Here is a 13,032-nt window from a genome sequence, read left to right on the forward strand (position 1 = left end):
GGGGCGGCCGTGTTCACCACCGTGCTCATCGCGAACCGGGGCGAGATCGCCCTGCGCGTCGCCCGTACCTGCCGTGAGCTGGGGCTGCGCGTGGTCGCCGTCTACTCCACCGAGGACCGCGACGCCGCGGTGGTGGACCTCGCGGACGAGGCCGTCTGCATCGGACCCGGCCCGGCGCGCTCCAGCTACCTGAACATGTCCGCGATCCTGGAGGCCGCCCGGCGCACCGGCGCGGACGCGGTCCACCCCGGATACGGCTTCCTGTCCGAGGTGCCCGACTTCGCGGAGGCCTGCGAGGCGTACGGCATCACCTTCGTGGGCCCGCCCGCGGCGGTGATCGAGCGGCTGGGCGACAAGGCCGCCGCCCGCGCCACGATGGCCGCCGCGGGCCTGCCCATGCTGCCCGGCAGCGACGGGCCCGTGCAGTGCCCGGATCTCGCGGTCAACGTGGCCGCCGGGATCGGCTACCCGGTCATCGTCAAGGCGGTGGCCGGGGGCGGCGGGCGCGGCATGCAGGTCGTGCACGAACCGGCCGACCTGGTCCGGCAGTTCCGGGAGGTCAAGTCGGCGGCGCAGTCGCTGTTCGGCGACGACCGGCTCTACCTGGAGCGCTACCTGCCCACCGCGCGCCACGTCGAGGTGCAGATCCTCTGCGACCAGTACGGCGACGGCGTGTACCTGGGCCTGCGCGACTGCTCGGCGCAGCGGCGGCGGCAGAAGATCATCGAGGAGACGCCCGCCCCGGGCCTGCCCGCCGACCTGGCCCGGCAGATGGGCGAGGCGGCCCTGCGCGGGGCGCTGGCCACCGGCTACGTCGGGGCGGGCACCTTCGAGTTCCTCGTCGACCACGACGGCGGCTTCCACTTCATGGAGGTCAACTGCCGGATCCAGGTCGAGCACCCGGTCACCGAGCTGACCCACGGCGTCGACCTGGTCCGCGAGCAGCTGCTGATCGCGGCGGGGGAGCGGCTGAGCCTGCGCCAGGAGGACCTGGTCCCGCGCGGCGCGGCGATGGAGTGCCGGATCAACGCCGAGGACCCGGCCCGCGACTTCGTGCCCGCACCCGGGCGGCTGGTCGAGCTGACGCTGCCCGGGGGCCCGTTCGTGCGCGTCGACACCGACGCCTACCAGGGCGGCCGGGTGTCCCCGGCGTACGACCCGCTGCTGGCCAAGCTCGTGGTGTGGGCGCCGGACCGGCCGCAGGCGCTGCTGCGCATGCGGCGGGCGCTGGGCGAGTTCCACGCCGCCGGGCCGGGCCTTTCCACCAACCGCGACTTCCTGCTCGCGGTGCTCGACCATCCGCAGTTCATCGAGGGAACGCACGACACCTCGCTGGTCGCCGGCATCAACCTGACCGGTGCGCGAGGTCTGACCGAGGAGGCATCCATTGGCTGACAGGGACAGCGACGTCCTCACCGATGTCTGCGTGATCGGCGGCGGACCGGCCGGGCTGGCGCTCGCGCTGCTGCTGGCGCGGTCCGGCGTCGACGTCACGGTGGTGGAGAAGTCGTCCAGTTTCGACCGGGCCTATCGCGGGGAGATCCTGCAGCCCGGCGGGCTGGCGGTGCTGGCCGAACTCGGGGTGCTGGCCGCGGCCCGCAACCGGGGCAGCCACGTGCACGACCGCTTCCAGCTGGTCAACAAGGGCAAGGCGGTGCTCGGGGTGGACTACCGGGACCTGCCGGGGCCGTACAACTACATGCTCAGCGTGCCCCAGCAGTACATCCTGGAGGAGCTGCTGGCGGCCTGCCGCCGGGAGCCGACGTTCCGCTACCTCGCCGGGACCCGGATCACCGACCTGGTCCGCGACGACGGCGCGGTGCGCGGCGCGGTCGTCTCCGGCCCGCGCGGGCACCGCACCGTCCGGTCCCGCTGCGTCGTCGGCGCGGACGGGCGCTACTCCAAGACGCGGCAGCTGTCCGGGATCCCGTATGACCGCCGCGACGTGTTCACCTTCGACCTGCTGTGGTTCAAGCTGCCCGCGGCCGGCGAGGCGGTGCGCGACGTGACCATCCGCGGCGGCGGCGGCCGGATGCTGCTCAGCTACAGCAGCTACCCGGAGGGCATCCAGCTCGGCTGGGCGCTGCCGCACGGCGGCTACCGGCAGTTCGCCGCGCGGCCGTTCACCGAGTTCCGCGACCAGCTGTGCCAGGCCGTGCCGGAGTACGCCGGGCGGGTGTACGAGAAGGTGCGCGGCCTGACCGACCTCAGCCTGCTCGACGTGTTCGCGGGCACCGCCCGGGAATGGGCGCGCGACGGGCTGCTGCTCATCGGCGACGCCGCGCACACGCACAGCCCGCTCGGCGCGCAGGGCCTCAACCTGGCCCTGCAGGACGCGGTGCTGGCCCACCCGGCGCTGGTCGCCGCGCTGCGCAAACCGGGACCCGTGGAGGCGGCGGCGCTGGCGGGTTACACCACCGCCCGGGGCGCCGACATCCGCAAGGTGCTCAAGTTCCAGCACCTGCAGGCCAAGGGGATGCTCGGCAGCCGCAGCCGGGCGCTGGAGGTGGGCCGGCAGGCGGTGGCCTCGATCGTGCACCGCACCCCGATCGGCCACAGGCTCACCCGGATGGTCGCCTTCGGCAACCCGCGCTGCCGGGTGCGCACCGACCTGTACGCCACCGCCACCGGCCCCGCCACACCGAACTGACCTTCTCCGATCCGTCCGTTCCAGCAAGGAGTCTGCTCATGCCCATCATCGACCTGTCCACGGCCGTGGACGCCGCGGCCTGGGAACCCGAGCCGGTCATCCACGACGTCATGACGCCCGCGCAGGGCGCGGTGCACATGGCCGAGGAGATGGCGCTGCACTTCGGCGTCGACTTCGACCCGTCCGTGCTGCCCGACGGCGAGCTGCTGTCGGTGGACACGCTCAAGCTCACCACGCACACCGGCACGCACATCGACGCGCCGTCCCACTACGGCAGCAAGGCCAGCTACGGCGTGCCCCGGCACATCGACGAGATGCCGCTGGACTGGTTCCACCGCCCCGCGGTCTGCCTGGACCTGCGCTCGGCGACCGGCCCGACCGTCGACGCCGACTTCCTCGACAAGGAACTGGCCCGCATCGGCTACCAGCCCCAGCCGCTGGACATCGTGCTGCTGCACACGGGCGCGTCGGCCTGGGCCGGCACCCCGCGCTACTTCACCGAGTTCACCGGCCTGGACGGCAGTGCCACGAACTTCCTGCTGGACAAGGGCATCCGGGTCATCGGCACGGACGCGTTCAGCCTGGACGCCCCGTTCGGCGCGATGCTCAAGCGCTTCAACGAGACCGGCGACCGCAGCGTGCTGTGGCCGGCCCACTTCACCGGCCGCGACCGCGAGTTCTGCCAGATCGAGCGGCTGGCCAACCTGGACGCGCTGCCCCAGCCGTACGGCTTCACCGTCTCCTGCCTGCCCATCAAGATCAAGGGCGCCGGCGCCGGCTGGACCCGCGCCGTGGCCATCCTCTGACCCGCCGACCTTTCCCGACCAACCCGAAGGAGCCCGACCATGGCGATCACCGCCCTTCCCGAGATCACCGACACCTCCGCGCTGTACCTCTCCGTCCAGCAGTTCTACGCCCGCCACATGCACCTGCTCGACTCCGGCCGAGCCCGCGAGTGGGCCGACACCTTCGCTCCCGACGGCACCTTCACCGCCCCCGGCCTAGACGCCCCCGTCCGCGGCCGAGAAGCCCTGGCCACCGCCGTCGAGCAGACCCATGCCCGGCTGGCCGCCGACGGCGAGACCCACCGCCACTGGCACGGCATGGTCTGGGTGACCCCGGCCCCCGACGGCACCGCCCACGTGAAGTGCTACGGCATGGTCATCGCGGTCGCCGCCGACGGCACCCCCCGCCTGCACCGCCACTGCCTGTGCGAGGACGTCCTGGTCCCCGCGCCGGCGGAACCCGAGGGCTGGCTGGTCCAGTCCCGCCAGGTCACCCCCGACGCGGCCCAGGCCACTCACTGACGCCCGCGCCCCGTGCCCCGTGCCCGCGAATAGACGTTGGCCTATCACATCGACTGGAGCTCGGTCGAATTCGATGTGATAGGCCAACGTCGATGAGAAGCGTGACCGGGGCCGCGCCGCGTGCGGCAGGCCCCGGTCGGGTGGTGCGGGTCAGGCGGGGAGGCGGAGCTTGACGACGCTTCCCGTGCCGGCGCAGACCGAGCAGGTGGTGATGTAGGCGCTGCGGTTGCGGATGGCGATGCCGCCGGGGTGGTCGACCTTGTCGAGGACCAGCTCCGGGGTCTGGCCCTCGCCGCGGATGCGCATCAGGGCGCCGACGCCGCGGCTCGGGCCGAACATCGAGGTGTGCGTGAACTCCAGCGCGTACAGCGAGCCGTCCGGCCCGAACGCGATGTCGACGACCGTGGTCAGGCCCTCGGCGTACACGACGGGCTCCTGGCCCGGCACGACCTTGAAGATGCGGGCCGAGCCCTGGGTGAACGGGCGTCCGGTCAGCTCGGCGACGTAGTACGCGCCGTCACGGTAGACCACGCCCATCGGCACCGACTGCATCGGCAGCATGGTGCCCGGGGGCAGGTTGAACGACGGCGGCGCGGGCATCTGCCGCTCGGGGAAGACCGCGAGCGTGCTCACCTGGCCCGCAGGCGTGACGAACAGCAGCGAGTTCGCGCCGGCGTCGACGACCGCGGCCCCGCCCGGCCCGAACGCGACCGACTGCGCGTTGGAGTCGAGCTCCCCGCCGTCGGGGTTGTTCGCGGCCTCGTGAGCGGCGATGTCGGCGAGGCGCCGGGTGGTCAGGCGCGGCGACTGCCAGTTCCCGGACGGGTCCCGGCGCACCGTGAGCAGGCGGCCCATCTCGGCGCCCGGCTCGGGCAGCCCGTCGCGGACCGCCGGGGCCTCGCTGAGGCCGACGGTGAGCAGGGCGGGGTGGTGGCGATTGAACGCGATGTCGTCGGGCCCGATCGCCTCCGTGCCGTCAGGGCCGGCCAGTGAGGGCAGGCCGGTCAGCACGCGGGTGAGCGTGCCGTCGCGGTCGAGCCGGGCCAGCGCGCCGGTGGCGCCCAGGCAGCCGATGCCCTGGGGGCGCGGCAGGCAGGTCGGGTTGGCGGCGCCGTCGGCGCCCCGGCCGGCCTCGGTGACATAGAGGGTGCCGTCGCGGTCGAAGGCGAGGCCCCGCGGGTTGCTCAGCCCGGTGGCCAGCACGGTCACGTCCGGCGCAGCAGCGGCGGGAACGCCCTGGGCGAGGGCGGACAGGAGCACGGCCGACGCGATGGCCAGCCGTTTCATGGATACGAACACGAAGTTGCCTCCGGCGGGCAGGGTCTGGTGTCCGTACCAATAAAACCCATATCGCCGCATTTACCCTGTGTGACGCGCCCGCCACGCTGTGCCAACTCCATCCGTCGCGGTCCGGCACGACGATCATGGGGGGGGGGCGTTCGGTCCGGGGGCGTCGCGTCAGCAGGGTGCCGGTTCGGTGGCCGGGACGGGCGCAGCCGGGGCGGTGGCCTGGGTCGCGGCGGGCGTCGCCGGAGTCGCGGCGGCGGTGCGGCCGTGGACGGTGAGCATCGGCAGGAAGAACTGTGCCAGCGGGCCGATGGCCAGGGCGTACAGGACGGTGCCGAGTCCCGCCTTGCCGCCGAGCAGGAAGCCTACGGCGACCACGCCGATCTCCAGTACGGTGCGCCAGCCGCGCAGCGACCAGGTGCGGGCGGCCAGGCCGGTCATCAGCCCGTCGCGCGGTCCGGGGCCCAGATTGGCTCCGATGTAGAGGCCACTGGCGAAGCCGCACAGCACGATGCCGCCGATCATGAAGGCCCAGCGGGCGAGCACGTGCGACGGCTCGGGCAGCACCTGGTTGGCCACGTCCACGACCAGGCCGATGACGACGATGTTGGCGATCGTGCCGATGCCGGGGCGCTGGCGCAGCGGGATCCAGCACAGCAGCACGGCCGCGCCGACGATGATCAGTACGGTGCCGACGCTGAGCCCGGTGCGCAGGGCGACGCCCTGGTGGAGCACGTCCCACGGCTGGTTGCCGAGGTGGGCGCGCAGCATCAGGCTGATGCTCACGCCGTACCCGATCAGGCCGATGAGCAGCTGGAACAGGCGGCGGGGGAGGCGTTCGCGCAGGGGCATGGGAGCGGGGCGGCGGCTGGTGGCGGCGGGGGCGGTCGCCCGGCGCTGGGCGATGGAGGGTGGCATGGGCAGTGGCTTGCGTGCGCCTGTCATGTCTGCCAGTCTGGAGGCCAATCGAGAAGCCAGAAAGGGCCAATCCGGGGGGACTGGCCTTACCGGTGGGGAGTGGCGATGACGGTCTCGGTACGCGGTGTGCAGCTGGCCCGGCTGCTCGGGCGCTGGCACGCGCTGCCCGCCCGGCGGCGCAGCCCCGACTACGCGGCCCTGGCCTCGTCCGTGCGCGGCCTGCTCGCCGACGGTCGCCTGGCGCTGGGCGTACGCCTGCCCGCCGAACGCGAACTCGCCGAAGCCCTGGAGATCTCCCGCACCACCGTCAGCGCGGCCTACCGCGAGCTGCGCGAATCGGGCCACCTGACGAGCCGGCGCGGCGCGGGCAGCTGGACCACCCTGCCCAGCGGGCACCGGGTCGCCGGCAGCGGCCTGTGGATGGCCGACGACGAACTCGACCTGATCGACCTGAGCTGCGCCGCGCTCGGCGCCCCGGAGCCGCTCATGGCGGCGGCCCGCGAGGCGGTCGAGGAGCTGCCGCGCTACCTGGGCGGGGCCGGCTACCACCCGAGCGGCATCACCGAGCTGCGCGAGGCCGTGGCCGACCAGTACACCGAGCGCGGCCTGCCGACCAGCCCCGAGCAGATCATGATCACGAACGGGGTGCTGCACGCGCTCGACCTGATCCTGCGGCTGCAGGTGCCGGTCGGCGCGTCCGTGCTGGTCGAGTCGCCGACCTACCCCAACGCGCTGGCCGCGTTCGCCGGCCGCCGGGCCCGGATCAGCACGCACGGCATGGACGAGGGCGGCTGGGACGCCGAACTGCTGCTCGGCGCGCTGCGCCAGACCCGGCCCAGCCTGGCGTACCTGATCCCGGAGTTCCACAACCCGACCGGCCACGTCATGCCCGCCGCGCTGCGCGAGCAGCTCGTCGCCACCGCCCAGCGCACCGGCACCGACCTGGTCATCGACGAGTCCTTCGTGGACCTCCCGCTGGACGGCCAGCCGATGCCGCCCGCGGTGGCCTCCTTCGACCGGCACGGCCGGGTGCTCACCATCGGCGGCATGAGCAAGCCGTTCTGGGGCGGCCTGCGCGTCGGCTGGATCCGGGCCTCCGCGCCGATCGTGCAGCGGCTGGCCGCGGTCCGGGTCGGCGTGGACACCGCCGGGCCGGTGCTGGACCAGCTCGTCGCGGTGCGCCTGCTGGCCCGCGCGGCCGAGGTCATCCCGCAGCGCCGGGCGCAGCTGGCCGCGCAGCGCGACGCGCTGGTCGCCGCGGTGCGCGAGCACCTGCCCAGCTGGCGGGTGACCGTGCCGTCGGGCGGGGTCACGCTGTGGGCCGAGCTGGACGGGCCGGTCTCCAGCGCGCTGGCGCGCGCGGTCGAGCCGTTGGGCGTACGCCTCGCGCCCGGCCCCCGGTTCGGCGTGGACGGCACCCTGGAGCGCTTCGTCCGGCTGCCCTTCACCCAGCCCGTCCCCGAACTGGTCGACGGAGTGCGCCGCATCGCCGCGGCCCGCTACGACCTCGACCGCACCGGCCGTCCACAGTGGAGCGAGCCTGCGCTCATCGCCTGAGCCGGCGGGCTTCATCCCGTGGCAGAATGCGCCGATGGACGTGAAGCTCGGCGGGCTCAGCCTGCGCTGGCAACCGGAACCGGCCTCCTGGCACCTGGCGGGCGGCGTGCTGTCGGTGGCCGCGGGGCCGCAGACCGACATGTTCGCCGACCCGGGCGACCCGGACGCGGCCCCGGTGCTCAACGCGCCGCGCGCGCTCGCCCCCGCGCCCGACGTGGACTTCCAGCTCGCGCTGCGGGTCCGGGTGGACTTCGCCGACAAGTACGACGCCGGGGTGCTGCTGGTCTGGGCGGGTGAGCGGCACTGGGCCAAGCTGTGCTTCGAGCGCTCCCCGGCCGGCGAGAACACGATCGTCACCGTCATCACCCGCGGCGACTCCGATGACGCCAACGCCTGGCCGGTCACCGGGGACACGGTCTGGCTGCGCGCCAGCCGCCTCGGCCCGGCCTGGGCCTTCCACAGCAGCCCCGACGGCGAGTCCTGGCAGCTGGTCCGCTACTTCAGCCTCGGCCCCGACGCGAGCCCGCCGCTGATCGGCGTCGAGGCCCAATCCCCGGTCGGCGCGGGCTGCACCGTCGTCTTCGACAAGGCCCGCCTGACCCCCACCCGCCTGTCCGACCTGCGCGACGGCAGCTGACCTGCACAAAAACGTAGGGGCGGCTTGTGGCCGCCCCTACGTACCTCACTGCGTGGGAAAGAAAGTCCTCGCCGGGTCAGATTTCGACGAGGGAACCCTCGTACATCTTCTCGATATCCGAGGCGAAATTGGTCTCCACCGTGCGTCGCTTCAGCTTCATCGAGGGGGTGATCTCCCCGTGCTCGATGGTCAGGTCGCGCGGCAGGATGGTGAACTTCTTGATGGTCTCCCAGCGGTTGAGCTTCGCGTTCAGCTCGTCGATGTGGCCCGCGACCATGGCCTTCGCCTCGTCCGAGCCCACGATCTCCGCGTAGCTGCTGCCCTCCAGCGGCGTTCCGGCGGCCCAGCCGGTGATCGCCTCGGGGTCGAGGGTGACCAGCATCGAGCAGTAGTTGCGCGAGTTGCCGATCACGAGCACCTGCGAGGTGTACGGGCACAGCGCCTTGAACAGGCCCTCGATGTGGCTCGGCGCGATGTACTTGCCGCCTGACGTCTTGACCAGGTCCTTCTTCCGGTCCGTGATCTTCAGGAAGCCGTCGGCGTCCAGCTCGCCGATGTCGCCGGTGCGGAAGAAGCCGTCCTCGGTGAACACGGCCGCGGTCTCCGCAGGCAGGTTGTAGTAGCCGCGCATGATCGGCGCGCCACGCAGCAGGATCTCGCCGTCCTCGTCGAGCCGGATCTCGAGGTCGCCGAGCGGCTGGCCGACCGTGCCGATCTTCAACGCGCCGGGCCGGTTCACGAACGCGCCCGCGCAGTTCTCGGTGAGGCCGTAGCCCTCGCTGATGGGCAGGCCCGCCGCCGCGAAGAACTCGGCGATCGGCACCGACAGCGCCGCCGAGCCGGACACCATGTAGCGGATGTTGCCGCCCAGGCGCGCGTGCAGCTTGCTGAAGACCAGCTTGTGCGCGATGCCGTACTTGCGCATCAGGCCGCTGGGGACCGGCTTGCCGGCCTGCTCGAGCGCGACGCGCTCGCGGCCCACCTTGACCGCCCAGGCGAAGATCTTCGCCTTGAGGCCGCCGTTCGCGGTGGCCCCCGTGACGACCTTGTTGTACACCTTCTCGAAGATGCGCGGCGCGCCGCACATCAGCGTCGGCTGGACCAGGCCCAGGTTGTCGACGATCTTGTCGACCCGGCCGTCCACGTACGTCGGCACGCCGACGTGGATGATGCCGCAGATCAGCGTCTTGCCGAACGAGTGCGACAGCGGCAGCCAGAGGAACTGCACGTCGGTGGGCAGCAGCACGCCGACGTCGGACTGCGCCACGCCCTCCCAGGTCCAGCCGCGGTGCAGCAGCTCGACGCCCTTGGGGCGGCCGGTGGTGCCCGAGGTGTAGATCAGGGTGGCCAGGTCGTCCGGGCCGATCCCGGCGATCAGGTCGTCGACCAGCGACGGGTTGGCGGCCAGCGCCTCCGCGCCGCGGCGCTCCAGGTCGGCCAGCGTCAGCTGGGGGAACGCGGCGGCCGGGTCGGCCTCGCCGTCGATCAGCACGACGTGGGTGAGCGCGGGCACCGCGGCGCGGCTCATCTTGGCCGCCTGGGCCGGGTTCTCCGCGATCAGCACCTTGGACCCGGAGTCGGCGACGATGAAGCAGGCCTCCTCCGGCTCGGTGGTCGGGTACACCGTGGTCGTCGCGGCGCTGGAGCACATCACGCCGAGGTCGGCGACGATCCAGTCGAGCCGGGTGTTGGCGAGGATCGCGACGCGGTCCTCCTTGCCGACGCCGAGCGTGGTCAGACCCGCGGCGATCGCCTTGGCGCGCTCCGCGATCTGGGCCCAGGTGTACCAGACCGGCGCGTTGTCCGCGTCCGGGCCGCCGAAGGCGCGGGCGTCGGGGGACGCCGCCACTCGCTGCAGGAACATGTCCGGAATAGACCGGTAGGGCACGTCAATGGTCATGAGTCGGGGCCGCCTCTGGTAGGCAAGAGTGACGGGGGACACGTTAACTTGGTGTTACCGAAGGGTAATGCTGCGCAGGGGGTTGGGGAACCCCTCGGGAAGATCTTTTCTGGAGGTCACCGGGGCCGTCGGGGCTGGTTTCAGATGCCCAGCCGCGCCCCGCGCAGCCGGCTCGTCAGCTCGGGCGGGCCGTCCAGGCTGGCCCGCGCGTGGCCCTGCCGGCCGGTCAGGAACATCAGCAGCTCGCTCGGCGTGCCGGTGAGGTTGAGCGGCTGGGTGCCGGCCCGCCCGGTGGTCACCGTGCCGTGGCCGGGCGAGATCACCCGCACCTGCACCGGGTAGCGGCGCAGCAGCAGCGGCGCGCGCCGGCGCACCTGCCCCCACAGCGCCTCGGACAGTCCGGGCTCCAGCTTGCGGGGCGTCCAGCCGCCGGCCGCCCGCCGCACGTCCTCGTGGTGCACGAACATCTCGGTCAGGTTGATCAGCTCGTCCAGCGGCCCGAACCCGGCCGGGCTCCACCGCGGCGGGCGCCGCAGCTCGGCGAGCAGGGTGCCGAAGTCACGGGCGGCGATGCGCTGCTGCACCGCCGCGGTGCGGCCGGCCAGCCGCTTGATCAGGATGCCCGGGGCCGCGTCGAAGCGACGTTCCCGCAGCAGCAGGTGCGCGAGCAGATCGCGGACGGTCCAGTGCCCGCAGAGGGTGGGGGCGTCTGGTCCGACCTCCGCCATCAGGTCGGCCAGAGCTAGCCTTTCAGCGAAGGCGTACCGGGTCATGTCGGCGATCCTACGTACCCTGGAGGCGGTGTGACGCCCGGCACAGGTCATACCCGCTCGCCTGCGAGAGCGGCTTCGGTAAGGATAGGAAGCCAAGCTAATTACTTACCGATCTGACGACGGGGACAAACGAGTGGCAGGGCAGACCGCCGGCGACGAGCCGGCCAAACCGGAGATCACGGGGCGCGACGTGCTCGCCCGCGGCGCGCGGGTGATGTGGCGCGGGATCCGGGACGAGCCGCGCCGGTTCACCATCGCGGTGCTCGGCAGCTGCCTGTTCGGCGCGCTGGTCATCGGGCAGGCGAAGGTGATCGGCTGGCTGGTCGAGGACCTGGTGGTGCCCGCCACCACCGGCGGCGACGTCACCGTCGGCGTGCTGGTGCTCGGCGCGGCGGTGCTGATCGCGATGGGCCTGGGCCGGGTCGCGGCCATCTTCGGCCGGCGGCTCGGCGCGGGCTTCATGCAGTTCGCCCTGCAGGCCAAGTACCGCCACGAGGTGACGCGCCGGTATCTGCAGCTGCCGGTCTCCTGGCACCAGCGGCACGCCACCGGCACGCTGCTGTCCAACGCCAACTCCGACGTCGAGGCCGCCTGGTTCCCGGTCGCGCCGCTGCCGTTCGCGGTCGGCACCATGTTCATGCTGATCGTCGCGGTCGTCGTGCTGTTCACCACCGACTGGGCGCTGGCTCTGGTCGGGCTCGTCGTCTTCCCGGTGCTGTTCGTGATGAACGTGGTCTTCTCCCGCCGGATGGCCCCGCGCCAGGCCCGCGCCCAGCACCTGCGGGCCGAGGTCGCCGCGATCGCGCACGAGAGCTTCGACGGCGCGCTCGTGGTCAAGACGATGGGCCGCGAGGATCTGGAGACCCGCCGGTTCGCCGGGCGGGCCGGCGAGCTGCGCGACGCGCTGATCAGCGTCGGGCGGTTGCGCGGCCTGTTCGACCCGCTGATGGAGTCGCTGCCGTTCCTCGGCACGCTGCTGGCGCTGCTGGTCGGCGCGTGGCGGCTGGACCAGGGCGCGATCGAGCTCAACCAGCTGGTGCAGGTGACCTTCCTGTTCACCGTGCTGGCGTTCCCGGTGCGGGCCATCGGCTGGGTGCTCGGCGACCTGCCGCGCTCGGTCGCGGGCTGGGACCGGGTCGAGCACGTGCTGCAGTCGACGGGGCAGATGCCGTACGGCGCGCAGGCCCTGCCCGGGTCCGGCGCGGCCGAGCTGAGCTTCCGCAACGTGGACTTCGCGTACGAGCCGGCGCAGCCGGTGCTGCACGACGTGACCTTCACCCTGCCCGCCGGGCGCACCGTCGCGCTGGTCGGCCCGACCGGCTCCGGCAAGTCGACCATCGCGACCCTGGCCGCCCGCCTGCTCGACCCCGATCAGGGCACGATCGCCCTCGACGGGGCCGACGTGCGCGGGCTGACCGCGGCTTCGCTGGCCTCGACCGTCGCGCTGGTGCCGCAGATCGCGTTCGTCTTCGACGACACGGTGCGCGGCAACGTCGCGCTGGACCGGCCCGGCATCGACGACGAGCGGGTACGCGACGCGCTGGCCACCGCGCAGGCCGACACGTTCGTCGCGCGGCTGCCCGAGGACCTGGACACCCGGCTCGGTGAGCGCGGCACCTCGCTGTCCGGCGGGCAGCGCCAGCGGCTCACCCTGGCCCGGGCGCTGGCCGGGCGGCCGCGGCTGCTCGTGCTCGACGACGCGACCAGCGCCGTCGACCCGCGGGTGGAGGCGCGCATCCTCGCCTCGCTGCGCGCATCCGGTCAGAGCACGACGATCCTGGTCGTCGCATACCGGCGGGCCACCATCGCGCTGGCCGACGAGGTCGTCTACATCGAGTCCGGCCGCGTGGTCGCGCACGGCACGCACGAGCAGCTGCTGGCGACGGTGAGCGGGTACGCCGACCTGGTCACCGCGTACGAGAAGGCCGAGGAGGAACGCGAGCGCGAACGCGTCTACGACGACGCCGACGTGTCCGCGACCGCCGAGCAAGAGGAGATTCCCG

General features: G+C 72.8%; 11 protein-coding genes. 7 read left to right on the forward strand and 4 right to left on the reverse strand.

The genetic code is table 11. The features are described 5' to 3' along the window. Nucleotides 1–9: 9 nt before the first annotated feature. Genes Cco03nite_RS01390 through Cco03nite_RS01405 form a run of 4 tightly spaced genes read left to right on the forward strand, consistent with a single transcriptional unit; the run spans nt 10 to nt 3,957 of the window. A complete protein-coding gene (locus tag Cco03nite_RS01390; protein ID WP_203688022.1) occupies nt 10–1,395 on the forward strand; it encodes an acetyl-CoA carboxylase biotin carboxylase subunit in 1,386 nt (461 codons plus the stop codon). Beyond that, nucleotides 1,388–2,650, forward strand: coding sequence for an FAD-dependent oxidoreductase (locus Cco03nite_RS01395; RefSeq protein WP_203688023.1), 1,263 nt, complete (start codon nt 1,388–1,390; stop codon nt 2,648–2,650). The genes Cco03nite_RS01390 and Cco03nite_RS01395 overlap by 8 nt, the downstream gene beginning before the upstream one ends. 38 nt (nt 2,651–2,688) lie before the next feature. After that, nucleotides 2,689–3,456: a cyclase family protein gene (locus Cco03nite_RS01400; protein ID WP_203688024.1), complete on the forward strand. Its 768-nt coding sequence runs from the start codon at nt 2,689–2,691 to the stop codon at nt 3,454–3,456. Between the two features lie 39 nt (nt 3,457–3,495). Next, nucleotides 3,496–3,957 (forward strand): nuclear transport factor 2 family protein, encoded by a 462-nt coding sequence (locus Cco03nite_RS01405; protein WP_203688025.1) that lies wholly within the window; start codon nt 3,496–3,498, stop codon nt 3,955–3,957. 150 nt (nt 3,958–4,107) lie between these two features. Here the strand turns inward: Cco03nite_RS01405 and Cco03nite_RS01410 are convergent, their stop codons facing one another. Together Cco03nite_RS01410 and yczE are read right to left on the reverse strand one after the other, a co-directional pair. Then, a complete protein-coding gene (locus Cco03nite_RS01410) occupies nt 4,108–5,256 on the reverse strand; it encodes a ScyD/ScyE family protein (protein WP_203688026.1) in 1,149 nt (382 codons plus the stop codon). Nucleotides 5,257–5,415: 159 nt separating this feature from the next. Beyond that, on the reverse strand, nt 5,416–6,096 hold the full coding sequence (gene yczE, locus Cco03nite_RS01415; protein ID WP_203688064.1) for a membrane protein YczE: 681 nt from the start codon (nt 6,094–6,096) through the stop codon (nt 5,416–5,418). Between the two features lie 171 nt (nt 6,097–6,267). On the opposite strand from yczE, the gene yczR reads away from it, so the two are divergent. Both yczR and Cco03nite_RS01425 read left to right on the forward strand, forming a co-directional pair. Continuing rightward, a complete protein-coding gene (gene yczR, locus Cco03nite_RS01420) occupies nt 6,268–7,719 on the forward strand; it encodes a MocR-like transcription factor YczR (RefSeq protein ID WP_203688027.1) in 1,452 nt (483 codons plus the stop codon). A 34-nt stretch (nt 7,720–7,753) separates the two neighbouring features. Then, entirely contained in the window at nt 7,754–8,356 is a 603-nt protein-coding gene (locus tag Cco03nite_RS01425) for a DUF1349 domain-containing protein (RefSeq protein WP_203688028.1), read from the forward strand. A 76-nt stretch (nt 8,357–8,432) separates the two neighbouring features. Here the strand turns inward: Cco03nite_RS01425 and Cco03nite_RS01430 are convergent, their stop codons facing one another. Further along, nucleotides 8,433–10,256 (reverse strand): AMP-dependent synthetase/ligase, encoded by a 1,824-nt coding sequence (locus tag Cco03nite_RS01430; RefSeq protein WP_203688029.1) that lies wholly within the window; start codon nt 10,254–10,256, stop codon nt 8,433–8,435. 140 nt (nt 10,257–10,396) lie between these two features. Beyond that, nucleotides 10,397–11,029 carry a TIGR03085 family metal-binding protein gene (locus Cco03nite_RS01435; protein ID WP_203688030.1) on the reverse strand — a complete coding sequence of 211 codons (633 nt, stop codon included), beginning with the start codon at nt 11,027–11,029 and terminating at the stop codon, nt 10,397–10,399. A 214-nt stretch (nt 11,030–11,243) separates the two neighbouring features. Here Cco03nite_RS01435 and Cco03nite_RS01440 point away from each other — a divergent pair. Next, nucleotides 11,244–13,032: ABC transporter ATP-binding protein (locus Cco03nite_RS01440; protein WP_203688065.1), on the forward strand; the 1,789-nt coding region annotated here is incomplete at its 3' end.

The sequence above is a fragment of the Catellatospora coxensis genome, from assembly GCF_016862635.1.
GTDB lineage: Bacteria > Actinomycetota > Actinomycetes > Mycobacteriales > Micromonosporaceae > Catellatospora > Catellatospora coxensis.

What these genes read in the sequence shown, in the direction of transcription:
- Cco03nite_RS01400 (WP_203688024.1), top strand. Translation starts at nt 2,689, where the DNA reads ATGCCCATCATCGACCTGTCCACGGCCGTGGACGCCGCGGCCTGGGAA.
- Cco03nite_RS01405 (WP_203688025.1), top strand. Translation starts at nt 3,496, where the DNA reads ATGGCGATCACCGCCCTTCCCGAGATCACCGACACCTCCGCGCTGTAC.
- yczE (WP_203688064.1), bottom strand. Translation starts at nt 6,096, where the DNA reads ATGCCCCTGCGCGAACGCCTCCCCCGCCGCCTGTTCCAGCTGCTCATC.
- yczR (WP_203688027.1), top strand. Translation starts at nt 6,268, where the DNA reads ATGACGGTCTCGGTACGCGGTGTGCAGCTGGCCCGGCTGCTCGGGCGC.
- Cco03nite_RS01425 (WP_203688028.1), top strand. Translation starts at nt 7,754, where the DNA reads ATGGACGTGAAGCTCGGCGGGCTCAGCCTGCGCTGGCAACCGGAACCG.
- Cco03nite_RS01430 (WP_203688029.1), bottom strand. Translation starts at nt 10,256, where the DNA reads ATGACCATTGACGTGCCCTACCGGTCTATTCCGGACATGTTCCTGCAG.
- Cco03nite_RS01435 (WP_203688030.1), bottom strand. Translation starts at nt 11,029, where the DNA reads ATGACCCGGTACGCCTTCGCTGAAAGGCTAGCTCTGGCCGACCTGATG.